This window comes from Aminobacter anthyllidis, assembly GCF_018555685.1.
Classification (GTDB): Bacteria; Pseudomonadota; Alphaproteobacteria; order Rhizobiales; family Rhizobiaceae; genus Aminobacter; species Aminobacter anthyllidis.
Genome location: NZ_JAFLWW010000009.1, coordinates 25,253 through 49,897, shown reverse-complemented (window position 1 = coordinate 49,897; position 24,645 = coordinate 25,253). Strand labels below are relative to the sequence as shown.

The window sequence follows — 24,645 nt, the reverse complement described above, 5'->3', positions numbered from 1 at the left end:
TTTTCGCCGAGCCGACGGGCTTTCGGCGCCGCAGCCTTCCCATGTTCACATCGACGGATCCAAAGCCATGAGCGCACCGCGCACCCTCTACGACAAGATATTTGACGACCACATTGTCGACCGCCAGGACGATGGCACCTGTCTGCTCTACATCGACCGCCATCTCGTGCACGAAGTGACGAGCCCGCAGGCGTTCGAAGGCCTGCGCATGACCGGCCGTACCGTGCGCCACCCCGAAAGGACGCTGGCCGTCGTCGACCACAACGTGCCGACCTCGCCGGACCGCAAGAACGGCATCAAGAACGAGGAAAGCCGCATCCAGGTCGAGGCGCTGGCCAAGAACTCGGCTGATTTCGGCGTCGAGTACTACTCCGAGAACGACAAGCGCCAGGGCATCGTCCACATCGTCGGCCCCGAACAGGGCTTCACGCTGCCCGGCATGACGATTGTCTGCGGCGACAGCCACACCTCGACGCATGGCGCGTTCGGCGCCTTGGCGCACGGCATCGGCACGTCGGAAGTGGAGCACGTGCTGGCGACCCAGACGCTGATCCAGAAGAAGGCCAAGAACATGCTGGTGCGCGTCGACGGCCAGCTGCCGGAAGGCGTCACCGCCAAGGACATCGTGCTTGCCATCATCGGCGAGATCGGCACCGCCGGCGGCACCGGCTACGTCATCGAGTATGCCGGCGAGGCGATCCGCGCGCTGTCGATGGAAGGCCGCATGACGATCTGCAACATGTCGATCGAGGGCGGGGCCCGTGCCGGCCTGATAGCGCCTGATGAGAAGACCTACGCCTACGTCCAGGACAAGCCGCGCGCGCCGAAGGGCAAGGCCTTCGACATGGCGCTCGAATACTGGAAGACGCTGCATTCGGACGAAGGCGCGCATTTCGACAAGGTCGTGGTGCTCGACGCCGCCAAGCTGCCGCCCATCGTCACCTGGGGTTCGTCGCCCGAGGACGTCGTCGCCGTCACCGGCGTCGTGCCGGACGCTGAGATCATCGAGGACGAGAACAAGCGCAACTCCAAGAAGCGCGCGCTCGACTATATGGGCCTGACCGCCGGCACCAAGATCACCGACATTTCGGTCGACCGCGTCTTCATCGGCTCGTGCACCAATGGCCGCATCGAAGACCTGCGCGCCGTCGCCAAGGTCGTCGAGGGCCGCAAGGTGGCCTCGACGGTCAGTGCGATGATCGTGCCGGGCTCGGGCCTAGTCAAGGAACAGGCGGAAGCCGAGGGCCTCGACAAGATCTTCGTTGCCGCCGGCTTCGACTGGCGCGAGCCGGGCTGCTCGATGTGCCTGGCCATGAACGACGACCGGCTCAAGCCGCATGAGCGCTGCGCTTCGACCTCGAACCGCAACTTCGAGGGACGCCAGGGCTTCAAGGGCCGCACCCATCTGGTGTCGCCGGCCATGGCAGCAGCGGCGGCGATCGCCGGGCATTTCGTCGACATTCGCGACTGGCACTGACGGCCAGGCCGGCACAACCGGCTGATTGCAAAATTACCGAGGCGGCGGAGCAACTGTTCCGCCGCCTTTTTCGTAACGGGGGAATGGGCTGAGATAACCCGCATTTTGAGCGTCGCGTTAACGTCTTTTTCGCTGGGTTGTGGTGATATCCGCGCGAAGGAGATTGCAGCGAACGATGAGCGGTGCAGAGTTCATTCTCGCAATCAACGTGTTTGTCGCCGGCCTCCTGGCCGGCGCGTTCATGTCGATCGCCATCTATGACGACAGGCGCATCTCGGCGCGCTGGTTCGCGCTCTGCTATCTCACCGGAATCGTCTACATCGGCACCGAATTCCTGATCCCGTTGTTCGACGACACGCGGTTCATCGTCACCGCCAATTTCGTCGCCTTCCTCGTGACGCTGCTGATCATGAACATTGGACTGGCCAGCCGCTACGAGGCGCAGCCGGCATGGCGGCTGATGGCGGCGTTCCTCGTCGTGACGACGATCGCGGTCTTTGCCACGCAAGGATTGCTCCGCGATTCGCTGCTGCGCATGATGACCTACCAGACGCCTTATGCGGTGGCACAAGCGGTCGGCGCGGCGACAATCCTGCGCTCGCGCCGGAAACTCAGCCAGTTCGACTACGTGCTTGCGGGCGTACTTTTGGCGAGCGCGCTGCAGTTCTTCTCCAAACCCTACCTGGCGCTCGCCGTCGGCGGTCCGGGCTCCGATCCGCATCACTACCTCCAGAGCACCTATGCGATGATCTCGCAGGCGCTGGGCACTGTGTTCGCGCTGTCGATCGCGCTGATGCTGCTGGTGATCCTGGTGCGCGATATCCTGCTCGATGCGACGCAGAAGTCGGAAACCGATGCGCTGTCGGGCCTGCTCAACCGCGGCGGGTTCCAGCGGCGGGCGGCCAGCGCGATGCGCGACGCGACGCGCCAGGGGCTGCCGATCACGCTGGTCATCTCCGACCTCGATCATTTCAAGTCGATCAACGACAGCTACGGCCATGCATCGGGCGACCGGGTCATCGAAGCCTTCGCGCGGTTCATCCGCGAATCGATGGCCGGGCACCATGTCGCGGGGCGAATCGGCGGCGAGGAATTCGCCATCATCCTGCCGGGTGCGCATCTCGCGTCGGCGCGGCTGTTCGCCGAAGGCGCGCGCTCGGCGTTCTCGGGCATGCCGGTCGACGGCCTGCCGGGTGACTGCCGCTTCACCGCAAGTTTCGGCGTCGCCGAGCTTGTCGCCGGCGAAAGCATCGACCAGTTGATGGTGCGGGCCGACGCAGCGCTCTACGAGGCAAAGAAGGATGGGCGCGACTGCGTCCGGGTGTGGGGTTCGATCGCGCTGTTTGCGGATTCGACCGTCGTACCGTTCGGCATCAAGCCAACGAGCAGGTAAAGCTCAGCGGCAAACCAGCCCGGGCTGCGGGATTTCGCCTTCGGAGAAGCCATACATGTAGCTGCGCCCCTTGAGCAGCATGGGCGGACGGTAGCAGTGCGTTGCCTTGCGGTCCGGCCCGTCGAGATAGATCACCTTCGGCCCGGTCGAGCCGGTGTAGGCGGCTAGCTTGCGGGCCGAAGCGCCTTCGCCAACGATGATGCGCTTGTAGCCGGTGGTGCTTTCGACGATCAGGTTGCCGAAAGAATCGGCATAGACGCGATCATGGCTGCCGCCGGCGGCGGCCGGAGAGGTGAGCGCCATGCCTGCGCCAAGCATCAGCGACGCAGCTGCGGTCAAAGCCAGTATGGAGCGCATCGGATAATCTCCCTGTTCGATCGAACCGGAGATTAACCGTTTCTTAATCTTTGTTAAGGCTTGGCGCCTGTTTGGGCGCAAAAGATTAACAAACATGGTTAATTTTCCGTTGCCAGGCGCGCCCGACGTCTTGCCCGCGCCAACGAACGGGTAGCCGGGCATCGTCCCAATGGGGGATGCCATCATTGCCTGTTCCGCAGGCATGTTTCGAGACGACTCACCCATGCGGGTAGCGGCGGCATTTGTTCAATCGATTGAAGCCGTGATGCGACTAAATAGGTGCGCCAGAACGGTTTTCTGACTTTGACGCGGTGCAAAAAGAGCTTTAGAAAGCGCGCAGTCCGACGTCGCAAAACGGTGCGACGGCGCCGTATTCAAACATAGCCACGCTCGGATGCAGACCGGGGGAGCCATGAGCAAATCACAAGCCACCCAAGCCACATCGCGTGCGCGGCCTTTGTCGCCGCATCTGAGCATCTACCGCCCGCCAATCACCATGACGACGTCGATCCTGCACCGCATCACCGGCTGCGCGCTCTACTTCGGCACGCTGCTGGTCGCCTGGTGGCTGATCGCGGCGGCGACGTCGCAGCACTATTTCGAATTCGTCAGCTGGGTGTTCGGCAGCTGGATCGGCCAGCTGGTCCTGCTCGGCTACACCTGGGCCTTGATGCTGCACATGCTGGGCGGCCTTCGCCACCTGGTCTGGGACACCGGTGCGGCGCTTGAAAAGCAGACCGCCTCGAAATTCGCCTGGGCGACGCTCATCGCCTCGGTGGTGCTGACGGCGGCGATCTGGATCGCCGGCTACCTGGCGCGGGGAGCATAAGATGAGCGGCTCGAACAACGACATGCGCACGGCACTCGGCAAGGTCCGCGGCCTGGGTTCGGCCCGCGAGGGCACCGAGCATTTCTGGCGCCAGCGCCTGACCGCCGTCGCCAACATCCCGCTGATGCTTTTCTTCGTCGGCCTGCTGATCGCGCTCAACGGCGCCGATTTCGCGACGGTGCGCGCCTCGCTGGCCAACCCGCTGGTGTCGCTGGTGCTGGCGTTGGTGCTGGTCTCGGGCCTCTACCACATGCGCCTCGGCATGCAGGTGGTGATCGAGGACTATGTGCATGGCGAGCTGCTCAAGGTGACGCTCATCATGCTCAACACTTTCTTTACCGTAGCGGTCGGCGTTGCCTCGCTCTTCGCCCTGCTCAAACTGGCATTTGGAGGCTGACATGGTGGCCAAGGACGGCAAGACCAGCGGAGCTTCCGCCTATACCTATGTCGACCACAAGTTCGACGTCGTCGTCGTTGGCGCCGGCGGTGCCGGCCTGCGCGCCACGCTCGGCATGGCCGAGCAGGGGCTGAAGACCGCCTGCATCACCAAGGTGTTCCCGACCCGCTCGCACACTGTCGCGGCGCAGGGCGGCATCGCCGCCTCGCTGCAGAACATGGGCCCGGATTCCTGGCAGTGGCACATGTACGACACCGTCAAGGGTTCGGACTGGCTCGGCGATGTCGACGCCATGGAATACCTGGTGCGCGAAGCACCGGCGGCGGTCTACGAGCTCGAACATTACGGCGTGCCGTTCTCGCGCACCGAAGAAGGCAAGATCTACCAGCGCCCGTTCGGCGGCCACATGATGAACTATGGCGACGGCCCGCCCGTGCAGCGCACCTGTGCTGCCGCCGACCGCACCGGCCATGCCATCCTGCACACGCTCTACGGTCAGTCGCTGAAGCACAACGCGCAGTTCTTCATCGAGTACTTCGCCCTCGACCTGATCATGGAGCCGGATGGCACCTGCACCGGTGTCGTGGCCTGGAACCTCGATGACGGCACAATCCATCGCTTCTCGGCGAAGATGGTGGTGCTGGCGACCGGCGGCTACGGCCGTGCCTATTTCTCGGCGACCTCGGCCCATACCTGCACCGGCGACGGCGGCGGCATGGCCTCGCGCGCCGGCCTGCCCTTGCAGGACATGGAATTCGTGCAGTTCCATCCGACCGGCATCTACGGCTCGGGCTGCCTGATCACCGAAGGCGCGCGCGGCGAAGGCGGCTATCTCGTCAACTCCGAGGGCGAGCGCTTCATGGAGCGCTACGCGCCGTCGGCCAAGGACCTGGCGTCGCGCGATGTGGTTTCGCGCTGCATGACGCTGGAGATCCGCGATGGCCGCGGCGTCGGCAAGAACAAGGACCACATCTTCCTGCACCTGGATCACCTCGATCCGGCGGTGCTGCACGAGCGGCTGCCCGGCATCTCGGAATCGGCGAAGATTTTCGCCGGCGTCGACGTGACCCGCGAGCCGATCCCGGTGCTGCCGACGGTGCACTACAACATGGGCGGCATCCCGACCAACTACTGGGGCGAAGTGCTGAACCCGACCAAGAGTAATCCCGACCGCGTTTCGCCCGGCCTGATGGCCGTCGGCGAGGCGGGCTGCGCCTCGGTGCACGGGGCCAATCGCCTCGGCTCCAACTCGCTGATCGATCTGGTGGTGTTCGGCCGTGCGGCAGCGATCCGGGCCGGCGAAGTGGTCGACCGCAACGCGCCGATCCCGTCGCCGAACGCGGCCTCGGTCGAAAAGATCATGGACCGCTTCGACCGCCTGCGTCACGCCAATGGCGGAACGCCGACTGCGGTGCTGCGCGAGAAGATGCAGAAGGCGATGCAGGAAGACGCTGCCGTTTTCCGCACCCAGGATTCTCTTGAGCAGGGCTGCAAGCGTATCTCCAAGATCTGGGGCGAGATGAAGGACGTCAAGGTCTTCGACCGCTCGATGATCTGGAACTCGGACCTGGTGGAGACGCTGGAGCTCGAGAACCTGATGTCGAACGCGATCGCCACCGTCTACGGTGCGGAAGCGCGCAAGGAAAGCCGCGGCGCCCATGCCCGCGAGGACTTCTCGGCCCGCGACGACGTCAACTGGCGCCAGCACACGCTGGCCCATGTCGCCGAGGACGGCGAGGTGACGCTGACCTATCGCCCTGTGCACACCGAGCCGCTGCTCAAGGAAGAAGACGGCGGCATCTCCCTGGCCAAGATCGCGCCCAAGGCGCGGGTGTACTGAGCCATGGCCGAGGCACGGCGCAGCGCAAAGCAAGCTGGAAGGCCTGAAACGGCCATCCTCGCTTGCGCGCGCGCCTGTCATCGCCGGGAGTGCCGGGGATGAGCGAGCTCGGCTTCTTCACCATCAATCTCGACCGCTCGCCGCATCGCTGGGCCGAAATCCAGCGGCTGTTCGGCGCGATGCCGTGGCCGCTCGAACGCGTCAAGGCCGTCGATGTGCGCAAGCCGGACGACGTGCTTGCGGTGCGCGGACAGACGCTGACCATGCCGCCCAACGGCATCGGCTGGAACCCGCTGCGCCACCGCATGTTCGCGCTGGTCGAGGAAGCCTGCTTTGCCAGCCACATGCTGGCGCTAAGGGCGTTTTTGGCATCCGGCCACGATCATGCGGTGATCCTGGAAGACGACGCGGTGCCGCTCGACGGCTATGCCGAGACGATGCGGCGGCTTCTTGCCAGCGGCGTGGCCTTCGACATCGTCAAGATGGAAGGGCTTGTGCGGAGCGGCGGCAGGCTGTCCGTGCCGGTGGCCGACCTGGGTGCTGCCAAGCTGGTGCGCTCGCTGCGCCCGTCCTCCGGTGGTGCTGGCTATCTGGTGACACGCAAGGCGGCGGAACAGCTGCTTGCCAGGGCCGGAAAGCTTGCCGTGCCGGTCGACGACTTCATTTCCAATCCGGGCCTGCATGGCTGCGACGTGATGCACACCTCGCCGTGGCTGATCGTCCAGGCCGGCGCCGACACGACGATGGGCGAGCTGCGCACGCCGCACCGCCACGTCAAGCGGCGCGACCCGTTCCATTTCCTGCAGCAGGGCCTGGTGCGCGGCACGCTGAGGCTCAAGCTGTGGCTCAACGCCGTGCACGGTTCGCCGCTGTCGCTGCTTAAGGTCTACACGGCGCCGTGGTCGCCGGCTGATGTCAGCCAGCAGATGCGCCGGCTGGCGGCGGGAGCGGCAGCATGATGGCCGCGACCTTGCCAGATGCCGGATATTCGGAGACGCCGCTGGCGGCCAAGCTCGGCCTCAAGGACGGCCAGAGCGTGGTGTTCGTGAACCTGCCTGACAATCTCGGTGGACTGGCAACGGCGCGCGACTTCGGGGCGACGGCGCTGACCGAGTGGGCAGCACTTGGCGCGGCGGGCGAGAGGCATGACATCGTTCATGCATTCACCGGCAAGCGCGCCGATCTCGAAGGCAATGTCGAGACTTTCAAGAAGATGATCGCGCCCGATGGCGCTGTCTGGATCTCCTGGCCCAAGAAGGCGTCGAAGATCGCCACCGACATCACCGAGGATGTCATTCGCGACGTCGTGCTGCCTAAAGGGCTGGTCGACGTAAAGGTCTGTGCCGTGGATGCCGTGTGGAGCGGGCTCAAGCTCGTCATCCGCAAGGAACTGCGCGCCAAGCTGTGAGGAACCGATCGTGGTCGAACTAACACTCCCCAAGAACTCGCAGATCAAGCAAGGCAAGACCTGGCCGAAGCCGGAAGGTGCCACAAACCTGCGCGAGTACCGGATCTACCGCTGGTCGCCCGACGATGGCGAGAACCCGAGCATCGATACCTATTTCGTCGACGTCGACGATTGCGGCCCGATGGTGCTGGACGCGCTGCTCTACATCAAGAACAAGATCGACCCGACGCTGACGCTGCGCCGCTCGTGCCGCGAAGGCATCTGCGGTTCGTGCGCGATGAACATCGACGGCTCGAACACGCTGGCCTGCACCAAGGGCTGCGACGACATTTCGGGCGCAGTGAAGATCTACCCGCTGCCGCACATGCCCGTGGTCAAGGACCTGGTGCCCGACCTGACCAATTTCTACGCCCAGCACCGCTCGATCGAGCCGTGGCTGAAGACGGTGTCGCCGGAGCCGGCGAAGGAATGGCTGCAGAGCCATGAGGACCGCCAGAAGCTCGACGGCCTCTACGAGTGCATCCTGTGCGCCTGCTGCTCGACGTCATGCCCGAGCTACTGGTGGAATGGCGACCGCTATCTCGGGCCGGCAACGCTGCTGCAGGCCTATCGCTGGCTGATCGACTCCCGCGACGAAGCCAAGGGCGAACGCCTCGACAATCTCGAGGATCCGTTCCGGCTCTATCGCTGCCACACGATCATGAACTGCGCCCAGACCTGCCCGAAAGGTCTCAATCCGGCCAAGGCGATCGCCGAGATCAAGAAGATGATGGTGGAGCGCCGAGTCTGAGGCGATAGCGCATATGACGGACACGGACCTTCCCCATCTGACCCCGGTCGAAGCAAGGGTGCTCGGCTGCCTGATCGAGAAGAAGGAACTGACGCCCGACGTCTATCCGATGACGTCGAATGCGCTGGTTGCCGCCGCCAACCAGAAGACGTCGCGCGAGCCGGTGATGGCCCTTGAGGTCGTCGACGTCAGCCGGGCGCTCGGCACGTTGCAGGCGAAGGGGCTGGCGAAGCAGCAATTCGCCTCGCGCGTCGAGCGTTACGAACATCAGATGGCGCAGAAATTTTCGCTGACGCGCAATCAGAGCACGCTGATCGGCCTGCTTCTGCTGCGCGGACCGCAGACCGTCTACGAATTGCAAGCCCGTGCCGAGCGCATGGCGAATTTCGCCGATGCCGACGCACTGCGCAGCGAACTCGACATGCTGATCGGCCGCAGGCCGGCGCTGGTCAAGGAGATCGGCCGCGCGCCCGGCCAGCGCGAGGATCGCTTCGCGCATCTTTTGTCAGGCGATGTCGATGCCGCAGCCATCGCCACAAGCCGGGCGCCGAGCGCCACTGCCCCCGTTGTCTCGGAACTCGAGGAACGCGTCCGCTTGCTGGAAGAGGAAGTGGCCGCACTCAAGGCGCGGCTCGACGCTGTCGGCGGATAGGCTACGTCTTCTGGCGCAAGTGGGGCCATCGCCTCACGCCAGCAATGCCGGGTGCATGCCCGGCGTTTTTCGTACTGCGCAGGTCTCTAGCCTTTGGAACGGCTGCGCTTAGGTGGCATCGGCGCTGCATCGCCGCGCATGTCTGCAACGCAGCTGACCGCGAGGTCGGTGCTGCGCTTGATGAAATCGACGATGGTGGCTAGCTCGGCTTGGCTGTAGCCGGACCACAGCTCCTGCATGCGCGCCTGCATCGGCCGGTAGACCGCCTCGATCGGCTTGATGGCTTCCGCCTTGATGTGGAGCAGCACACGGCGGCGGTCGCCCGGATCGGCCTGGCGCTCGACATAACCGGCGCGTTCGAGGCGGTCGAGCAGGGCTGTCATGGCGCCCGAGCTCAACCCGGTGGCAGCAGCGAGTTCGCCTGGTGTCGCCGCCTTGCGCATGAACAACAGGTCGAGGCATTCGAGATCGGTGGTGTGCAGGCCGAAGCGTTCGGCCACCGTCTGGCTGGTGACGATGTTCTGCGCCCCCATGCGCCGCACCTCACGGTCGAGTGCGGCGATGAGTTCGTGATGGGAGGATGCGTCGTTTTGCATCCGATACTCATAGCGAGCGGATAGCGGCGGCGAAAGCCAGCAGCATCGACAAGCCAACCGCCAGATCGAGCGGCAGGCGCAGCCTGCTGCGCTGCGCCCAACGCCGGGCAGCGCGCTGATCCATTGCCGTCGATGTCAGCCTTTCGAAGGCCAGCGCCTTGGGAATGAAATCGAAGGCCGACCAGACACGCATCACGAGGTGCGTCCCGAGTGCGATGAGCAGCCACAAGCGGGCGTCGGGGATCGACCAGGCGGCAACCAGCGTGACGATCAGGGCGAGCTCAAAGGCGGTATGCGCCGGGATCCAGAAGCGCCGGCGGGACAGGCCGCCGAGTTCCGGCTGGATCAGGTCGCGGCGTTCGGGCCAGGCCGGATCGACGACCGAGAATTCATAAAGACCGCCGCCGATGGACATCAGAGCAAGCGCGGCGGTTAGGCCGGTTGAGATGAGCGGAAATGACAACATGGCTGAACCTCTGTGAAGGGAAGCGGGAAATTGCCTCTATAATCTAATATCTTTATAATCAAGATATGTGGCGACAGAGAAAATATGAACGATTTCACGAAGGCGCGGATGGAGATCCTGTGGGCGACGGGCTGGCAGTTGGCAGCGGTGCCGCGAGAGGCATTTCTGGGTTGATCGACTGTCGGGACGAGGTCAAAGCGCGGCGCCTCAATAATGTCGAGGATCCGTTCAGATCTATCGCTGCTGCACGATCATGAACTGAGCCCAGGCCTGCCGAAGGGTCTGAATACCGCCAAGGCGATTGCCAAGTTCAAGAAGGTGATGGAACGGCGGGGCGCAGTTTCATTACCGATATGAAAACGGCCCGGTTGCGTAAGCAGCCAGGCCGTTTTGCATTTGGTGGTTATCCGGGGAGGCGGCGCTGCCCCTCATCCGCTTGCCGGCACCTTCTCCCCGCGGGCGGGGAGAAGGGAGCTAATGGCCTTACTTCCTCGCCTCTTCGACGATCTCGCGCGCCATGGCTTCCGCGACCGCGTCGGTGGTGCGGCCTTCGCGGTCGGCGCGCTGGAAGATCGCTGTCAGCGTGTCGGCGATGCGGGCGACACGCGGGGTGACGGTGGCAACGTCGTAGCCGCCATCTGCCATTTCGGCCGCGACGTTGATGACGCCGCCGGCGTTGATGACGTAGTCGGGCGCGTAGAGGATGCCGCGCTCGACAAGGCGCTGCCCGTCTTCTGCGGTGGCGAGCTGATTGTTGGCGGCACCAGCGACGATCTTCGCCTTGAGCAGCGGAATGGTGTCGGCGGAAAGCATGCCGCCCAGCGCGCAGGGCGCGAAGATGTCGACGTCGGCTGAAATGATGGCATTGCCCTCGACGATCATGGCACCGAACTGCTCGGCGGCGCGGGCGGTTCTGACAGCATCGAGATCGCAGACGGTCAGGACGGCGCCTTCGGCGTGGAGCTTCTGGCACAGCGACCAGCCGACCGAGCCGAGGCCCTGGACGGCGACGCGGACGCCAGCGAGGTCGTCGCTGCCGGTGCGGTGGCGCAATGCCGCCTTGAGGCCGACGAAGGTGCCTTCGGCGGTGAAGGGCGAGGGGTTGCCGCTGCCGCCCTTGGTGGTGCCGCTGACATTGGGCGCGCGCTCGGCAAGGAAGTCGGCGTCGGCCAGCGTCATGCCGACGTCCTCGGCGGTGATGTATTGGCCCGCAAGCGCGTTGAGCATCTCGGCATAGGCCTCGAGCATCGCGGGCGTCTTTTCGGTCCTGGCGTCGGCGATGATGACCGCCTTGCCGCCGCCGAGCGGCAGGCCGGCAATGGCCGACTTGAAGGTCATGCCGCGCGACAGGCGCAGCGCGTCGATGACGCCGGCCTCGAAGCTCATGTGCGGCCAGATGCGGGTGCCGCCGAGGGCGGGGCCGAGCACGGTGGTGTGGACCGAGACGATCGCGGTCAGCCCGCGCGCTGTGTCGCGGCCGAGCCAGACCTGCTCGTGATGGTCGAAGCCGTCGAGATGGGCGACGTCCGAGGTGATGTCGGTGATTTCGAGCGTGGTCGCGACCGATGGCTGCGGATTACGCGGTTCAAGGACGTTCAGCATGAGGGTTCCTCCCGGGTGCGCTGGTCCCCCCGAAAGCTAAACATTTCCGGCGATTTTTGGTTTCGAAGACGGGGCGCGGCGCGACTGCGCATTGCGCGCTGCCGCTTTGCCGCGCAACAAACGCAAAACCGACGAGCGAAAGGTGGCCGGACGCGGGTCTGCCCCCCACGCGCCCGGCCTGCCGGCTGGTCGGAATGCCACTGCCCTGGCATTCCTTGCAGCCAGACTCCGTCAGCCGCCGGCGTCGAACGCCGGCGCTTCAGGGCCTGTCCTTGCGGATCAGGCCTCCGGTTCCTTGTTCTCCTTCGGCTGCCGCGTCTCAGCCGCTTCGGGGAGCTTGCCGCCGAGCGCCATGGGGGCGAGGAAGGCGCGCGGGTTGAAGCCGGCCGCGACAAGCGCCGCGAACGTCTTCCAGAATTGCAGGCGGTACATGTCCGTTACCTCGTTCGCTGGACTGACCACTTCGATTCGCGAGCGCAAACTAGACGGGCGGACGATGCCGTTCTTGGACTGCGCGGCCCCTTCTTCGGGTTTCGGCGGCACGGGCTTGACCTATTCATCCGCGCGAAATAGAAAGAGCTCCTGCCCGCCTTGGTTGTGTATCGTTGAGTAGACCAATGACGAATCCTGACGGGCAGAATGCCTCCTTTCGCGTGCTGACAGACGACCTTCCGGCGCAGGAGCGGCTTGCCGTTCTGCGCGAGGTCTATGGCCGCACCATCCTCAATGCCGATCTCGATCCGGTCGATGATTCGCCTGTCCACATGGACATGCGGGTGCGCTTGCTGCCCGGCGTGGGCATCGCCACCGGCACGGCCTCGCCGATCAAGGTCGGCATCGGCAAGGCGATGATCGACAATGACGACGTGATCCTGCTGGCTGCGCTGTCGGGTGGCAGCCACATGCAGGTCGGCAGCCAGGAGGAGAGCATTCGTCCCGGCTGCGCGATGTTTGTGCCCGGCGGACGGGTCGGCGCCAACGTCACGCGGCCGGGCTTTACCTATGTGAACCTGCGCTTCGACAGGAAGGCGCTGCAGCCGCTGCTCGGCGACGTCTCTAAGATGATGATGCGGCCGATTCCGATCAGCCACGGCCCGATGCAGCTCCTGATTACCTACGCAACGGCACTGCAGAAGCTGGATGAGCCGCTGCCGGGTAACATGGCGCGCATGGTGGCAAGCCACCTGCTCGACCTGACCGCGCTGACGCTGGGGGCCGAACGCGATGCCGAGCAGGTGGCGCTCGGGCGCGGCCTGCGGGCCGCCAGGCTTGCGGCGATCAAGTCTGACATCGCGGCGCGGGGCGACCTGCGCGGACTGTCGGCCGAGGCGATCGCCGCCGAGCACAAGCTGTCGCCGCGCTATGTCAGGAAGCTGTTCGAGAGCGAGGGACTGTCATTCACCGAGTTCGCGCTCGGCCAGAAGCTCAAGCGGGCGCACCGCATGCTGGCCGACCCGATGTGGGCACAGCGCAGCATCACCGACATCGCTTATGAGGCCGGGTTCAACGACCTGTCTTATTTCAACCGGGTGTTTCGCCGGCGCTTCGACGCGACCCCATCCGAGGTGCGGGCCGAAGGACTGGCTGCGTGAAGCGGCAAAGGGCGCCGGCGTGTGCCCGGCGCCCTACCGAGTCTTGGTCAGGCCAGGCTGGCGTTGAGCGAGACCTTGATCGCGCCGAGTGCCTTGGACACCGGGCAGCCTTCCTTGGCCTTGGCGGCGAGTTCCTGGAACTTGGCATCGTCGATGCCCGGCACGGTGCCGACCAGCGTGAGCGCGCTCTCGGTGATGCCGGTGCCGGGGACGAGCGTTACGACGGCCTTGGCGTCGAGCTTGTCGGCGGGCGTGCCGTTCTCGGCGAGGAAGTGCGACAGCTGCATGGCGAAGCAGCCGGCATGGGCGGCGGCAATCAGCTCCTCGGGATTGGTGCCCGACTTGCCGGTTTCGTCCTCGAAGCGGGCCTTGAACGAATAGGGCTGGTCCTTGATCGCGCCGCTCTGGGTATTGAGCGTGCCCGAGCCTTCCTTCAGATTGCCTTTCCAGACGGCGTTGGCGCTGTGGTTCATGATGTTCTCCATGATTTCTGACGGGGCCAGGTGCGGCAACCGGGTGAGACTATAGCGCTGCCTCGCGCGCCTGCCAGCGTCCCGTCGCCAGGAAAGCCACGCCGTGCGAAAAAACTCTCTCGCCAAAATGTCGGCTTGTCGCCGCCGCCGGCGTCCTTGTGGCGTGCACGGGTCAACCAAAGGAGAGCATCGGTGAAATATGTCTGCCTGGTCTATCTCGAAGAAGGCCTGTTCGGAACGCTGTCGCCCGAGCAGAAGGAGAAACTCGATACCGACTCGCTGGCCTATGACCAGCAGCTGGAAGCCAAGGGCAAGCTGATCGCGGCCGAGGCGCTGCAGTCGGTGAAAACGGCAAGGACGGTGATGCGGCGCAACGGCAAGAGGCTTGTTACCGACGGACCGTTCGCAGAGACCAAGGAACAGCTGATCGGCTTCGTCATGATCGAGGCGGCGGGCGAGGAAGAGGCGCTGGAGATCGCGTCGCACATACCGCTTGCCGCGATGGGCAAGGTCGAGGTGCGGGCGATCTACGATATTCCCGGGGCGTAGGGCGTCTGGCCGGCGTTGGCTCCGGAGGCGACCCGATGCCCTTACCTTTAGGCGAGGCTGCCCGGTCGTGCGTCCTTCGACAAGCTCAGGATGAGGACCCTCAGCGCTGCCAGCCGACACGATTCGGCGAGGCAGCAATAGCGCCAACTGTCCTCATCCTGAGCCCGTCGAAGGACGCACGACAGACCAGCTGCGCAATAGCGGGGTGAGTGGGCGAGTTCTTGACCGGTTCTGGCTTCACCGGCGTTACGGCATGGGTTCCCGACACTCTTCCGCTCGCTTTGCTCGCTCACGAGGAATGACGGACTGTTGGGATGCTTCTGCCAATCTCTGCTATCGCGACTGGCAGAGGCGGAATGAAGCCGTGGCTATATCGCGTTGCCCTTGAGCAGGTGCGTCCGCCGGTCATTCGCGGCTCGAATATTGCGGACAACGCACGTCGTTCAGTTTGTTTAGCTTTAGCTCATTTGGGCGATCAGGAGGAACGACGAAGCCGGATGTTAACAACTGCGGCGTGTTGAGGTCGATATCAGTTTTGCATATGCTTGAAATGTCGATGGGGGCGGAAATGCATATTCTGGTTATTGTGCTCGGTCTTCTGGGCGGTGCCGCGTTCTGGTGGTACCGGGTTCGTTACTTGAGCGAAGTTGCAAGTGAAGTCGCAGATGCGGTTGGGCGTGTGCGCGGATCGTTTCGGCGCAAGCAATTGCGCAAGCAGGCTGAACTCTCGCCTTTGGCTGCCATCGATGATCCCGTCGTTGCAGCCGCAACGCTGATCTCCGCCGTTGCCGCGGAAGGTGTGCCGATGACGCCGCTCCGGGAAAACGCCATCCGGGCCGCCATCTCGGGCATTGCCGACGCGAAGAAGGCGGATGAAGCGGTCATCTACGGAAAATGGGCCGCATCCCAGATCGATGATGCAAATGTCGTGATCGACAAGCTGACGCCGTTCCTCCGCGATCGCCTCGACGAAAACGAACGCCATCATTTCCTGGAAATGACAAGCGATGTGGTCAGGGCGGGAGGCGACTTGCCGCCGTTGTACGATCAGCGACTGCAGCGCCTGCGCCAGAAGCTCGGCTTCCAGGTCAACTGACCTTCGGCTATATCGCCTCGCCCTTGAGCAGGCGCGGGGTTTCGCCTGTCAGGCCGGAGGCCTGGCGGATGAAATAATCCTTGAGCCGGGGCACGCGGTCGACGAGGCCGAGGCCGATGTCGCGGATGGCGCGGACGGGGGCGATGTCGTTGGAGAACAGCCGGTTGAGCACATCGGTGGTGATGCCCATGCGCACCGTGTCGAAGCGGCGCCAGCTCTCGTAGCGTTCGAGCACATCCATCGCGCCGATGTCCTGGCCGAGCCGATCGGCCTCGACGATGGTTTCGGCAAGGGCTGCCGCATCCTTGAAGCCGAGGTTGAGGCCTTGCCCGGCGATCGGGTGGATGCCGTGGGCAGCGTCGCCGGCAAGCGCGAAGCGCGGGGCGACGAAGGCGCGGGCGAGCGTCAGGCCGAGCGGCCACGCGCGCGGCTTGCCCTCGACGCGGATCTCGCCGAGCTTGAGGCCGAAGCGCTGTTCGAGCTCGATCTCGAAGACGAACGGGTCGCCCGCCACCAGCTTGTTGGCGTCCTCGGTGCGTTCGGTCCAGACGATGGACGAGCGGTTGACGCCATCCTTCGTCGGCTTGAGCGGCAAGGTGGCGAAGGGGCCGGCGGGCAGGAAGTGCTCCTCGGCGCGGCCCTCATGCGGGCGCTCGTGCACCACGGTGCAGACGATGCCGGACTGGCCGTATTCCCAGCGCACTGTCTTGATGCCGGCCATGTCGCGCAGTTTCGAGTTGACGCCGTCGGCGGCGATCAGGAGGCGCGTGTCAATGCTGATGCCGTCGGCGAGGTGGACCTTGGCGCCGGCGACGCCGGCTTCGAAGGCCTGGACGGCGACGCCTTCGATGATGTCGATGCCGAGTTCGGCGGCACGGCGGCGCAAGGCGCCGTTGAGCAGCTTGTTTTCGACCATATGGGCGAAGGGTTCGCCCGCGTCGAGTTCGCCATCGAAGGTCAGGAACACCGGGCGGACAGGGTCGGCGCTCTTCGAATCGGTGATGACCATGTCGTTGATCGCCTGCGCCTCGGGCGCGATCTCTGCCCAGCAGCCGAGCTGGTCGAGCATGCGGCAGGCAGCGGCGGCAATTGCCGAGGCGCGGCCATCCTTGCGCCAGACTTCGGCGGGCGCTGCGTCGACGATGGCGATGTGCAGATTGGGCCGCGCCTGCTTGATCGACACGGCGGTGGCGAGGCCGACATAGCCGGCGCCGGCGACCAGCACGTCGAGCGGCGTCGATTTATTGTCGTCAGATTCGCGCGTGACCATGGCGGCGTCCTTTACGGCTAGGCTTCCCGCCTTGACTCGACGGGGGCTTCCTGCTGGAAACCGGGGTATACTTCGTCCCGAAGAGGGGAAAGCATGCCGGCCGGAATACAAGAGCTTCTCAGCATTCTCAATCTCGAGAAGCTGGAACACAACCTGTATCGTGGTCGCAGCCCGCAGGTTGCCTGGCAACGTGTCTTCGGCGGCCAGACCATCGCCCAGGCGCTTGTGGCGGCACAGCGCACCGTCGAGCCGGAGCGGCACGTGCATTCGCTGCATGGCTACTTCATGCGGCCGGGAGACATCACCGTGCCGATCGTCTACGAGGTCGACCGCATCCGCGATGGCGGCAGCTTCACCACGCGGCGCGTGGTGGCGATCCAGCACGGCCATGCGATCTTCTCGCTCGAAGCGTCTTTCCAGGTCGACGAGGTCGGGCTCGAATACCAGATGCCGATGCCGCTCGACGTGCCGCCGCCGGAAGAGCTGAAGTCGCAGCGCGAGCTTTTGGCCGAAGCCACCCATGTTCCCGAGCAGATCCGGCTGTTCTGGGCCAAGGAGCGGCCGCTGGAGCTCAGGCCTGTCTATGCCGAGCATTATTCGAGCCGCGACAAGCTGGCGCCGCTGCAGAAGGTGTGGATCCGCCTGACCGGCCCGGTGCCGAACGACCGGGCACTGCGCTCCGCCGTGCTTGCCTATCTTTCCGACATGACGCTGCTTGATACGGCAACCTTTGCCCATGGCCGCGGCATCTTCGATCCCGACATCCAGGCGGCGAGCATCGACCACGCGATGTGGTTCCACCGCGAGCATGATCTCGACGGCTGGCTGCTCTACACCCAGGACAGCCCGTCGACATCGGGTTCGCGCGGCTTCACCCGCGGCGCGCTCTATGCCCAGGACGGCACGCTGATCGCTTCGGTGGCACAGGAAGGCCTGATCCGCCTACGCACGAAGCCTACGAAATAGGCATTCTGGATATTTTGCACATTATGTAAGCAGATGCTTTGCTGCGCCTGCGAAGAATGCTGCTTGCCTCCGAGGCTTTTCCTTTCATTTTCAGTTACTTAGATCGCCTCTGTGCAAACTGGCACGGAGCTTGAATGGCCTGGATCACTCACCGGTGGTCTTCGGGTCCGCTGGCGACGTCTGCAACGCGGGGGACCCGCAACAGCAAGGGGTGAAACCTGATGAAAATCGTGATGGCTATCATCAAGCCGTTCAAGCTCGACGAGGTGCGCGAAGCGCTCACCAATGTCGGCATCCAGGGCCTGACCGTCACCGAAGTCAAAGGCTACGGGCGGCAGAAGGGGCATACCGAGATTTACCGCGGCGCCGAATATGCCGTGAGTTTCCTGCCCAAGATCAAGATCGAAGTCGCCGTTTCCACCGACCTCGTCGACAAGGCGGTCGAGGCGATCACCGGGGCTGCCAAGACCGGCCAGATCGGCGACGGCAAGATCTTCGTCTTCGGCATCGACCAGGCCGTGCGCATCCGTACCGGCGAAACCGACACCGACGCGCTCTGAGCAGGCCAACCAATTCTCATGGAGACCTCAATGCAAATTCCAACCTCATTGAAGACGGCGGCGCGCTCGGCCCTTGTCGGCACGCTCGCGCTCGCCGCCCTGGGAACGGTCGCGGCCTTCGCCCAGGAAACCGCACCCGCTGCGGTCGATGCCGCAGCAGCGGCGGCGCCCGCGCCGGCTGACGTCATGGAGAAGGGCGACGTCGCCTGGATGCTGACCTCGTCGCTTCTGGTGCTGTTCATGGCCCTGCCGGGCCTGGCGCTGTTTTATGGCGGCCTGGTGCGTGCCAAGAACATGCTGTCGGTGCTGATGCAGTGCACGATGATCGTCGCGCTGGTGATCGTGATCTGGACGTTCTGGGGCTACTCGATGGCCTTCGGCGACGCGCCAAGCCCGTATTGGGGCGGCCTCGGCAAGGCATTCCTTGCTGGCGTGACGCCTGAAAGCATGTCAGCGACCTTCACCAAGGGCGTGGTCATTCCCGAATATGTCTTCATCGTCTTCCAGATGACCTTTGCCTGCATCACGCCGGCGCTGATCGTCGGCGCTTTCGCCGAACGCATCAAGTTTTCGGCGGTGCTGCTGTTTGTCGCGCTGTGGGTGACTTTCGTCTACTTCCCGATCGCCCACATGGTCTGGGATTCAGACGGCCTGATCTATGGCTGGGGCGCGCTCGACTTCGCCGGCGGCACCGTCGTGCACATCAATGCGGGCATCGCAGCCTTGGTTGGCGCGCTGGTGATCGGCAAGCGCACCGGCTACGGCAAGGACAACATGGCGCCGCACTCGATGACGCTGACAATGGTCGGCGCCTCGATCCTGTGGGTCGGCTGGTTCGGCTTCAACGCCGGCTCCAATCTTGAAGCCAATGGCGGTGCAGCGCTTGCCATGATCAACACCTTCACCGCGACCGCAGGCGCGATCCTCGCCTGGGTGATCATCGAAGTGGTTGCCCGCGGCAAGGCCTCGATGCTGGGTGCTGCCTCGGGCATGGTTGCCGGCCTCGTTGCCGTGACGCCGGCAGCCGGCTTCGTCGGTCCTGTTGGCGCGATTGCGCTCGGCGCGATCGCTTCGGTGATCTGCTACTTCTTCGTGGCGGTGGTGAAGATCAAGCTTGGTTACGACGACTCGCTCGACGTGTTCGGTATCCACGGCGTCGGCGGCATTATCGGCGCCATCCTCACCGGCGTCTTCAATGCCGAGAGCCTCGGTGGCATCGGCTACGGTGACATGTCGGTCGGCGCCCAGGTGTGGACGCAGTTTCTCGCCGTGTCGGTGACGGTCATCTGGTGCGGCATCGGCTCGCTGGTGCTCTACAAGCTGGTGGATCTCATCGTCGGCCTGCGCCCGACAGTCGAAGCCGAACGCCAGGGTCTCGACCTGACCTCGCACGGCGAAGTGGCCTACCACTCGTGATGCCTGTTGGAGCGTGACCCCTCTTCCCCACTCCCCGGGGGACATGCTCCGGCGCCGCGCGGCCAGATCACCGGCCGCGTACCATCCTCCCAAATCCCGTCGTGGCCGCTCGAAAGGCAGCTGCGCTTTGAGGCCCGGAGCAATCCGGGCCTCCTTTTTATCCGGAAATGTTTCTAGTCGGCCTTCGGCAATGCCGGATCGAGCGGGCGCTTGGTCAAGAAGTTGCGCAGGTTGCGCGGCGTGCGGGGATAGCTGTGGCCCTCGTATCTCGCCGGATCGCGGTAGACGCTGAGGGTCGATGGATCGCGGCGCGTGCCGCGCGGAATGGTGCCCCAACGACTGGGATCGTAGAGATCGACGAGGAAGGCGTAATCGTAGCGGCAGAAGCGCAGCGCCTTGGCGAGTGCAGCCGAGGACAGTTCGGACGGTTTGGTCCGGCCTCCCGAGACGTGGATATGCGGCATCTCGACGGCCTGCCCGACGATCTCGCTGATATAGGCGGCGACCTGGTCGACCTTCTCCAGCTTGAACACTCTGTCGAACAAGAACAGGTTGCTGCCGAGGAAATAGCGCGGCGAAGCGATGTGGAAGCGGACATCGGCTGAGATGCGGCAGTAGTGCTCGACGTTCAGGATGAAGGTCTCAAGATCGGGCTCGAGCGAAAGGCCGAGCCGGCGCGCCATGCCGGCGTCAGCTTCGTCGCCGCTCAGAAGCCCGGCTTTGACGACGCGGTCGAAATAGGCCGACAGGAGCCGCTCGACCGGATCCCTGACGATGGTGAACGGCTTGGCATCGGCGTTGTGCAGCGGCCGAAACGGATCGACCAGTGTGGTGCCGAGGTGGTGGTGGACGTCGTCGTCGGGATTGTCGAGCGCTTCATGCTGGCCGGCGACCTGCATGAGCAGGTATTTGACGCTGCTGCTGCCGCTCTTGGGCACGGGATAATAGGTGGCGTTGAAAAATCTCAGTCCTGTCGGCATCTGGCTCCTGGCGCTGTGGCTTGATGCGAAGAAGAATTGCGACGTTGCCGTACCGGCAGGACGATGCCGGGAGAGCGATTCGAACATTCAATGTTTCTAATGTGTCTATCGTTTGACGTCGACCCGCATCGGGGCCCGGGCGAGCCGGGCCCACGCAGGGGGTGTTCAGGTCGACAGCGTTGCGCCTTCAGGCAAAGAATGCCCGGATGCGTGGCCACAAGCCGATCGCCGAGCGGACACGGCGGGCGGCACTTGCGCCCCTGACCGCATCGCCGAAATGGCAGTAGCAGACGATGTTGTGCAACTGCCGGTCGGACAGGTCGAAGAAGCGCTTGGCCTCGCCGTAGCTGTCGTCGCCGAGGCCCGCTGCCCGGAAGGCGGGATCCTCGAATGCCACAGTGATGGGTGAGCCCGGTACGCGCATGGCAAGCCGTTCGGCGCGCGGGGCATACTCGGTGCCGGAAAGCGTGCCCAGGCGCCGGTCCGGCTGGTCCTCAAGCAGCCGTGCCCAGCGCTCGAGACGCTCGGTGCGCGTCATCGGCAGGTATGGGCTGAGCGGCTGGACGTCGGCGAAGGCTTGCAGTTGCTCGATGCTATGGTGCTTCATCGCTGCCTCCATTAGATTTGTCTAATATTGAAAACTATGGCGCCGCGGCCTCTGCGGCAAGCCTGTTTTGGCCCCGGAACGGAAAAACCCCGCCCTGTGTGGGCGGGGTCCTTTTTCATGCCGGGCAGATGGCCGGTTACATCGCCGATGTCATCACCGCAGTGACCTTGGTGGCATCATCGTCGGCAACCGTGATCGATACCTTCATGCCTGCGGCCAGATCGGCCGGCAGCGCGACATCAGCGGGAACGGTGTAGGTCTTGCCGTCTTCCAGCGTGATGACCCGGGTGTCCTTGTTGAACTCCTTGATCACGCCATCGGCCGAAGCAGCCCAGGCTGCGCCTGCCATCAGTGCGGCGGTTCCCAAAGCCAAAATGAGCTTTCTCATTCTGTTTCTCCTGGTTTGAGTCCCTTCCGGCAAACCAAACGTCAGAGTGGTGGGATGGTTGCATCAAAAATGCTGCTGCCGGGACGAGGGGCGGCGAGGCCTCCCCGAGGCTCGACGAAGCGGTCGCATGCCTGCCATGTGAACAATGGCTTAACCTTAATGCCGCCTTAACCTTCGCCCCGATAGTCTGACAGCCGAATCTGCCCGCGATGCGTTCGCATGTGGGCCACGGCATCAATGGACGGGGACGAGGCATGCGTTCTGGGGTTTCCTCACCGCTCGCGCTGACCGAGACGGGGCACGGCATTCAGGCATTCGCGCGACGGCAGGCAGGCCGCGCGGCGGGTCTGGGCCTGTTTGCCTTCGTTGCCTTCGGGCTCGCGGCGCTCGGCACCTGGAACGTCGCCGATCCAAGCTTCAGCCACGCCACCGACAATCCGGTCACCAACGCCATGGGTTATCCCGGCGCAGTGTTTGCCGATCTCGCGATGCAGTTCTTCGGGCTGGCTTCGGTCGCGGCCCTGATGCCAGCGGTGATCTGGGGCGTGCTGTTCGTCACCGCGCGCGGCGTCGACCGCATGCCCAAGCGCGGCCTTGTCTGGTTCGGCTCGGCGCTTCTTGGCGCGGCGATTGCCGGCTGTGTCGGCGCGCCCCCCACCTGGCCGCTGCCGACCGGCCTTGGCGGCGTGTTTGGCGACATGGTGCTCAAGGTGCCGGGACTGTTCATCGGCGGTTATCCGACCGGGCTGATCGCCACCGTCATCGGCGTGCTGCTGATCGCGCCGGCGATCTGGCTGTTTGCCTTCGGCGCAGGCCTGCTCAACCGCGAGAATGGCTTTGCGGTGGTCAATCCCAAGCCCAAGCCGGATATGCGCGAGCAGGATTTCGCCAGCTTCGACGACGAGGACGAGGACGAAAACGAGGGTGTGCTGGCGCTTGGCGCCATCACCCATTGGTGGCTGTCGGCCAAGGCCTATATGCGCCGCCGCGCCGCCAAGCGCCGCGAGCTGGAAGGCTACGACGCGCCGCCGGTCAAGCGCGAAAGCGCCTGGCGGCAGGCGGCCGAGCGCGTTGAATCGGCCGAACGCGCCGAACAGCGCGTTACAACAGGCGGCCGCGCCCGGGTCGAGCCCGAATTCTTCGCCCAGATGGTGTCGCAGGAGCGCGCCGTCTCGATCGACCCGGACGACCAGGATGTCTTTGGCGACGACGACATGGACATGCCGGCGGAACCGCGCCACGGCGCCAATGCCCAGGTGCAGAATTTCCGTTCGCCGGCCAATGGCGCACCCGTCGCCCGTGTCGAAGCCCCCGCACCTCGGCCCGCTCCAGGTGCCCGCGTCCAGCGCGAGGCGCAGACCACGCTGATCGGCGCCGAGACCTTCGAGATGCCGTCGCTGCATTTCCTGGCCGAGCCCAAGAACGTGGTGCGCGACGCATCGCTGTCCAAGGATGCGCTGGAACAGAACGCGCGCCTGCTCGAAGGCGTGCTCGAGGATTTCGGCGTCAAGGGCGAGATCATCCATGTCCGGCCCGGTCCGGTCGTCACGCTGTACGAGCTCGAGCCGGCGCCCGGCATCAAGTCGTCGCGTGTCATCGGCCTTGCCGACGACATCGCGCGCTCGATGAGCGCGATCGCCGCCCGCGTCGCCGTCGTTCCGGGGCGCAACGCCATCGGCATCGAGCTGCCCAACGCCAAGCGCGAAACCGTCTATCTCCGCGAGATCTTGGCGAGCCGCGATTTCGAGACGACCAAGGCCAAGCTTGCGCTGGCGCTCGGCAAGACTATCAATGGCGAGGCCGTCATCGTCGACATCGCCAAGATGCCGCACGTGCTCGTTGCCGGTACCACCGGCTCGGGCAAGTCGGTGGCGATCAACACCATGATCCTGTCGCTGCTCTACCGCATGACGCCGCAGGAATGCCGCCTGATCATGATCGATCCGAAGATGCTGGAATTGTCGGTCTATGACGGCATTCCGCACCTGCTGACGCCTGTCGTCACCGACCCGAAGAAGGCGGTGGTGGCGCTGAAATGGACGGTGCGGGAGATGGAAGACCGCTACCGCAAGATGTCCAAGGTCGGCGTGCGCAACATCGACGGCTTCAACGCGCGTGTCAGCCAGGCGGAGAAGAAGGGCGAGCAGATCTCGCGCACGGTGCAGACCGGCTTCGACCGCCAGACCGGCGAGGCGATCTACGAGACCGAAAATCTCGACCTGGCGCCGCTGCCCTATATCGTCGTCATCATCGACGAGATGGCCGACCTGATGATGGTCGCCGGCAAGGACATCGAAGGCGCCGTCCAGCGCCTGGCGCAGATGGCCCGCGCCGCCGGCATCCACGTCATCATGGCGACGCAGCGTCCCTCGGTCGACGTCATCACCGGCACGATCAAGGCCAACTTCCCGACCCGTATCTCGTTCCAGGTAACGTCGAAGATCGACAGCCGCACCATTCTGGGCGAGCAGGGCGCGGAGCAGCTGCTCGGCATGGGCGACATGCTCTACATGGCCGGCGGCGGCCGTATCCAGCGCGTCCACGGGCCGTTCGTCGCCGACGAGGAGGTCGAAAAGGTCGTCGCCCACCTCAAACTGCAGGGCGTGCCGGAATATCTCGACGCCATCACCGAGGACGACGGCGAGGACGAGGACGAGCCGTCGGGCAAGGGCGGCGGTGGCAATGGTGGCGGCGGGAACTTCGAGGATTCGGACGATCCCTATGACCAGGCGGTGGCCGTGGTGCTGCGCGACGGCAAGGCGTCGACCAGCTACATCCAGCGCCGGCTCGGCATCGGCTACAACCGTGCTGCCTCGATCATCGAGCGGATGGAGAAGGAAGGCATCGTGGGTGCTGCCAACCATGCCGGCAAGCGTGAAATTCTGGTGCCGACAGAAGACGACAAGATGTAGGATAGGGGAACCGGCGATCACGTTTTCGC

Annotated in this window: 26 protein-coding genes; 16 read left to right on the top strand and 10 right to left on the bottom strand. The window is 64.5% G+C overall.

Translation table 11 applies throughout. The annotated features are described in order from the left end of the window. Positions 1-67: 67 nt before the first annotated feature. Positions 68-1,477, top strand: coding sequence for a 3-isopropylmalate dehydratase large subunit (gene leuC, locus J1C56_RS25315; protein WP_214392769.1), 1,410 nt, complete (start codon positions 68-70; stop codon positions 1,475-1,477). A gap of 175 nt (positions 1,478-1,652) precedes the next feature. Further along, the gene (locus J1C56_RS25310; protein ID WP_214392768.1) at positions 1,653-2,870 is read left to right on the top strand and encodes a GGDEF domain-containing protein; all 1,218 of its coding nucleotides are present in this window, start codon (positions 1,653-1,655) and stop codon (positions 2,868-2,870) included. Between the two features lie 3 nt (positions 2,871-2,873). Here the strand turns inward: J1C56_RS25310 and J1C56_RS25305 are convergent, their stop codons facing one another. After that, complete coding sequence (locus J1C56_RS25305; protein ID WP_214392767.1) at positions 2,874-3,227, bottom strand: hypothetical protein; 354 nt, start codon at positions 3,225-3,227, stop codon at positions 2,874-2,876. Positions 3,228-3,639: 412 nt separating this feature from the next. On the opposite strand from J1C56_RS25305, the gene sdhC reads away from it, so the two are divergent. The 7 genes from sdhC (at position 3,640) to J1C56_RS25270 (ending at position 9,143) form a co-directional block, all read left to right on the top strand. Continuing rightward, the gene (gene sdhC, locus J1C56_RS25300; protein ID WP_214392766.1) at positions 3,640-4,056 is read left to right on the top strand and encodes a succinate dehydrogenase, cytochrome b556 subunit; all 417 of its coding nucleotides are present in this window, start codon (positions 3,640-3,642) and stop codon (positions 4,054-4,056) included. A 1-nt stretch (position 4,057) separates the two neighbouring features. After that, complete coding sequence (gene sdhD, locus J1C56_RS25295; protein ID WP_214392765.1) at positions 4,058-4,453, top strand: succinate dehydrogenase, hydrophobic membrane anchor protein; 396 nt, start codon at positions 4,058-4,060, stop codon at positions 4,451-4,453. A gap of 1 nt (position 4,454) precedes the next feature. Beyond that, positions 4,455-6,293 (top strand): succinate dehydrogenase flavoprotein subunit, encoded by a 1,839-nt coding sequence (gene sdhA / locus J1C56_RS25290; protein WP_246591941.1) that lies wholly within the window; start codon positions 4,455-4,457, stop codon positions 6,291-6,293. Between the two features lie 98 nt (positions 6,294-6,391). Continuing rightward, on the top strand, positions 6,392-7,252 hold the full coding sequence (locus J1C56_RS25285) for a glycosyltransferase family 25 protein (protein ID WP_214392764.1): 861 nt from the start codon (positions 6,392-6,394) through the stop codon (positions 7,250-7,252). Continuing rightward, a complete protein-coding gene (locus J1C56_RS25280; protein WP_214392933.1) occupies positions 7,252-7,701 on the top strand; it encodes a DUF3052 domain-containing protein in 450 nt (149 codons plus the stop codon). Before J1C56_RS25285 ends, J1C56_RS25280 begins: the two co-directional genes overlap by 1 nt. 10 nt (positions 7,702-7,711) lie before the next feature. Beyond that, complete coding sequence (locus J1C56_RS25275) at positions 7,712-8,491, top strand: succinate dehydrogenase iron-sulfur subunit (RefSeq protein ID WP_184768200.1); 780 nt, start codon at positions 7,712-7,714, stop codon at positions 8,489-8,491. 13 nt (positions 8,492-8,504) lie between these two features. Then, the gene (locus J1C56_RS25270) at positions 8,505-9,143 is read left to right on the top strand and encodes a YceH family protein (protein ID WP_214392763.1); all 639 of its coding nucleotides are present in this window, start codon (positions 8,505-8,507) and stop codon (positions 9,141-9,143) included. An 86-nt stretch (positions 9,144-9,229) separates the two neighbouring features. On the opposite strand, the gene J1C56_RS25265 is transcribed toward J1C56_RS25270, so the two are convergent. From J1C56_RS25265 to J1C56_RS25250, 4 genes are all read right to left on the bottom strand, one after another. Further along, on the bottom strand, positions 9,230-9,739 hold the full coding sequence (locus tag J1C56_RS25265) for a MarR family winged helix-turn-helix transcriptional regulator (protein ID WP_246591939.1): 510 nt from the start codon (positions 9,737-9,739) through the stop codon (positions 9,230-9,232). Positions 9,740-9,746: 7 nt separating this feature from the next. Beyond that, entirely contained in the window at positions 9,747-10,205 is a 459-nt protein-coding gene (locus tag J1C56_RS25260) for a hypothetical protein (protein WP_214392762.1), read from the bottom strand. A gap of 483 nt (positions 10,206-10,688) precedes the next feature. Continuing rightward, positions 10,689-11,807, bottom strand: a complete 1,119-nt coding sequence (locus tag J1C56_RS25255; protein WP_214392761.1) for a Glu/Leu/Phe/Val family dehydrogenase — start codon at positions 11,805-11,807, stop codon at positions 10,689-10,691. Positions 11,808-12,086: 279 nt separating this feature from the next. Next, positions 12,087-12,350, bottom strand: a complete 264-nt coding sequence (locus tag J1C56_RS25250; protein WP_214392945.1) for a hypothetical protein — start codon at positions 12,348-12,350, stop codon at positions 12,087-12,089. A gap of 74 nt (positions 12,351-12,424) precedes the next feature. On the opposite strand from J1C56_RS25250, the gene J1C56_RS25245 reads away from it, so the two are divergent. Further along, positions 12,425-13,399 carry an AraC family transcriptional regulator gene (locus J1C56_RS25245; protein ID WP_214392760.1) on the top strand — a complete coding sequence of 325 codons (975 nt, stop codon included), beginning with the start codon at positions 12,425-12,427 and terminating at the stop codon, positions 13,397-13,399. Positions 13,400-13,446: 47 nt separating this feature from the next. On the opposite strand, the gene J1C56_RS25240 is transcribed toward J1C56_RS25245, so the two are convergent. Then, the gene (locus J1C56_RS25240) at positions 13,447-13,872 is read right to left on the bottom strand and encodes an OsmC family protein (protein ID WP_214392759.1); all 426 of its coding nucleotides are present in this window, start codon (positions 13,870-13,872) and stop codon (positions 13,447-13,449) included. Between the two features lie 192 nt (positions 13,873-14,064). Between J1C56_RS25240 and J1C56_RS25235 the strand changes: the two genes are divergently transcribed. Continuing rightward, complete coding sequence (locus tag J1C56_RS25235; RefSeq protein WP_214392758.1) at positions 14,065-14,421, top strand: YciI family protein; 357 nt, start codon at positions 14,065-14,067, stop codon at positions 14,419-14,421. Between the two features lie 541 nt (positions 14,422-14,962). Further along, the gene (locus J1C56_RS25230; protein ID WP_246591937.1) at positions 14,963-15,517 is read left to right on the top strand and encodes a hypothetical protein; all 555 of its coding nucleotides are present in this window, start codon (positions 14,963-14,965) and stop codon (positions 15,515-15,517) included. 7 nt (positions 15,518-15,524) lie between these two features. On the opposite strand, the gene J1C56_RS25225 is transcribed toward J1C56_RS25230, so the two are convergent. After that, positions 15,525-16,787, bottom strand: a complete 1,263-nt coding sequence (locus tag J1C56_RS25225; protein WP_214392757.1) for a ubiquinone biosynthesis hydroxylase — start codon at positions 16,785-16,787, stop codon at positions 15,525-15,527. A 93-nt stretch (positions 16,788-16,880) separates the two neighbouring features. On the opposite strand from J1C56_RS25225, the gene J1C56_RS25220 reads away from it, so the two are divergent. The 3 genes from J1C56_RS25220 to J1C56_RS25210 all read left to right on the top strand — a co-directional run bounded on the left by J1C56_RS25220 (position 16,881) and on the right by J1C56_RS25210 (position 19,729). Beyond that, positions 16,881-17,753 (top strand): acyl-CoA thioesterase, encoded by an 873-nt coding sequence (locus tag J1C56_RS25220; protein WP_214392756.1) that lies wholly within the window; start codon positions 16,881-16,883, stop codon positions 17,751-17,753. 221 nt (positions 17,754-17,974) lie between these two features. Continuing rightward, complete coding sequence (locus tag J1C56_RS25215; protein ID WP_055975214.1) at positions 17,975-18,313, top strand: P-II family nitrogen regulator; 339 nt, start codon at positions 17,975-17,977, stop codon at positions 18,311-18,313. Positions 18,314-18,343: 30 nt separating this feature from the next. Then, the gene (locus J1C56_RS25210) at positions 18,344-19,729 is read left to right on the top strand and encodes an ammonium transporter (protein WP_246591935.1); all 1,386 of its coding nucleotides are present in this window, start codon (positions 18,344-18,346) and stop codon (positions 19,727-19,729) included. A gap of 173 nt (positions 19,730-19,902) precedes the next feature. On the opposite strand, the gene J1C56_RS25205 is transcribed toward J1C56_RS25210, so the two are convergent. The 3 genes from J1C56_RS25205 to J1C56_RS25195 form a co-directional block, all read right to left on the bottom strand. After that, positions 19,903-20,796 (bottom strand): sulfotransferase family 2 domain-containing protein, encoded by an 894-nt coding sequence (locus tag J1C56_RS25205; protein WP_214392755.1) that lies wholly within the window; start codon positions 20,794-20,796, stop codon positions 19,903-19,905. 100 nt (positions 20,797-20,896) lie between these two features. Further along, a complete protein-coding gene (locus tag J1C56_RS25200) occupies positions 20,897-21,316 on the bottom strand; it encodes a hypothetical protein (RefSeq protein ID WP_214392754.1) in 420 nt (139 codons plus the stop codon). A 136-nt stretch (positions 21,317-21,452) separates the two neighbouring features. Further along, complete coding sequence (locus tag J1C56_RS25195; RefSeq protein WP_214392753.1) at positions 21,453-21,704, bottom strand: DUF1344 domain-containing protein; 252 nt, start codon at positions 21,702-21,704, stop codon at positions 21,453-21,455. 254 nt (positions 21,705-21,958) lie between these two features. Here J1C56_RS25195 and J1C56_RS25190 point away from each other — a divergent pair, with 254 nt between their 5' ends. Then, positions 21,959-24,616 (top strand): DNA translocase FtsK, encoded by a 2,658-nt coding sequence (locus J1C56_RS25190; RefSeq protein WP_214392752.1) that lies wholly within the window; start codon positions 21,959-21,961, stop codon positions 24,614-24,616. The last annotated feature ends 29 nt before the right edge of the window (positions 24,617-24,645 follow it).

Coding starts and splice junctions, on each gene's coding strand:
- leuC (WP_214392769.1), top strand. CDS start 68: ATGAGCGCACCGCGCACCCTCTACGACAAGATATTTGACGACCACATT.
- J1C56_RS25310 (WP_214392768.1), top strand. CDS start 1,653: ATGAGCGGTGCAGAGTTCATTCTCGCAATCAACGTGTTTGTCGCCGGC.
- J1C56_RS25305 (WP_214392767.1), bottom strand. CDS start 3,227: ATGCGCTCCATACTGGCTTTGACCGCAGCTGCGTCGCTGATGCTTGGC.
- sdhC (WP_214392766.1), top strand. CDS start 3,640: ATGAGCAAATCACAAGCCACCCAAGCCACATCGCGTGCGCGGCCTTTG.
- sdhD (WP_214392765.1), top strand. CDS start 4,058: ATGAGCGGCTCGAACAACGACATGCGCACGGCACTCGGCAAGGTCCGC.
- sdhA (WP_246591941.1), top strand. CDS start 4,455: ATGGTGGCCAAGGACGGCAAGACCAGCGGAGCTTCCGCCTATACCTAT.
- J1C56_RS25285 (WP_214392764.1), top strand. CDS start 6,392: ATGAGCGAGCTCGGCTTCTTCACCATCAATCTCGACCGCTCGCCGCAT.
- J1C56_RS25280 (WP_214392933.1), top strand. CDS start 7,252: ATGGCCGCGACCTTGCCAGATGCCGGATATTCGGAGACGCCGCTGGCG.
- J1C56_RS25270 (WP_214392763.1), top strand. CDS start 8,505: ATGACGGACACGGACCTTCCCCATCTGACCCCGGTCGAAGCAAGGGTG.
- J1C56_RS25265 (WP_246591939.1), bottom strand. CDS start 9,739: ATGCAAAACGACGCATCCTCCCATCACGAACTCATCGCCGCACTCGAC.
- J1C56_RS25260 (WP_214392762.1), bottom strand. CDS start 10,205: ATGTTGTCATTTCCGCTCATCTCAACCGGCCTAACCGCCGCGCTTGCT.
- J1C56_RS25255 (WP_214392761.1), bottom strand. CDS start 11,807: ATGCTGAACGTCCTTGAACCGCGTAATCCGCAGCCATCGGTCGCGACC.
- J1C56_RS25245 (WP_214392760.1), top strand. CDS start 12,425: ATGACGAATCCTGACGGGCAGAATGCCTCCTTTCGCGTGCTGACAGAC.
- J1C56_RS25240 (WP_214392759.1), bottom strand. CDS start 13,872: ATGAACCACAGCGCCAACGCCGTCTGGAAAGGCAATCTGAAGGAAGGC.
- J1C56_RS25230 (WP_246591937.1), top strand. CDS start 14,963: ATGCTTGAAATGTCGATGGGGGCGGAAATGCATATTCTGGTTATTGTG.
- J1C56_RS25225 (WP_214392757.1), bottom strand. CDS start 16,787: ATGGTCACGCGCGAATCTGACGACAATAAATCGACGCCGCTCGACGTG.
- J1C56_RS25220 (WP_214392756.1), top strand. CDS start 16,881: ATGCCGGCCGGAATACAAGAGCTTCTCAGCATTCTCAATCTCGAGAAG.
- J1C56_RS25215 (WP_055975214.1), top strand. CDS start 17,975: ATGAAAATCGTGATGGCTATCATCAAGCCGTTCAAGCTCGACGAGGTG.
- J1C56_RS25210 (WP_246591935.1), top strand. CDS start 18,344: ATGCAAATTCCAACCTCATTGAAGACGGCGGCGCGCTCGGCCCTTGTC.
- J1C56_RS25205 (WP_214392755.1), bottom strand. CDS start 20,796: ATGTTCGAATCGCTCTCCCGGCATCGTCCTGCCGGTACGGCAACGTCG.
- J1C56_RS25200 (WP_214392754.1), bottom strand. CDS start 21,316: ATGAAGCACCATAGCATCGAGCAACTGCAAGCCTTCGCCGACGTCCAG.
- J1C56_RS25195 (WP_214392753.1), bottom strand. CDS start 21,704: ATGAGAAAGCTCATTTTGGCTTTGGGAACCGCCGCACTGATGGCAGGC.
- J1C56_RS25190 (WP_214392752.1), top strand. CDS start 21,959: ATGCGTTCTGGGGTTTCCTCACCGCTCGCGCTGACCGAGACGGGGCAC.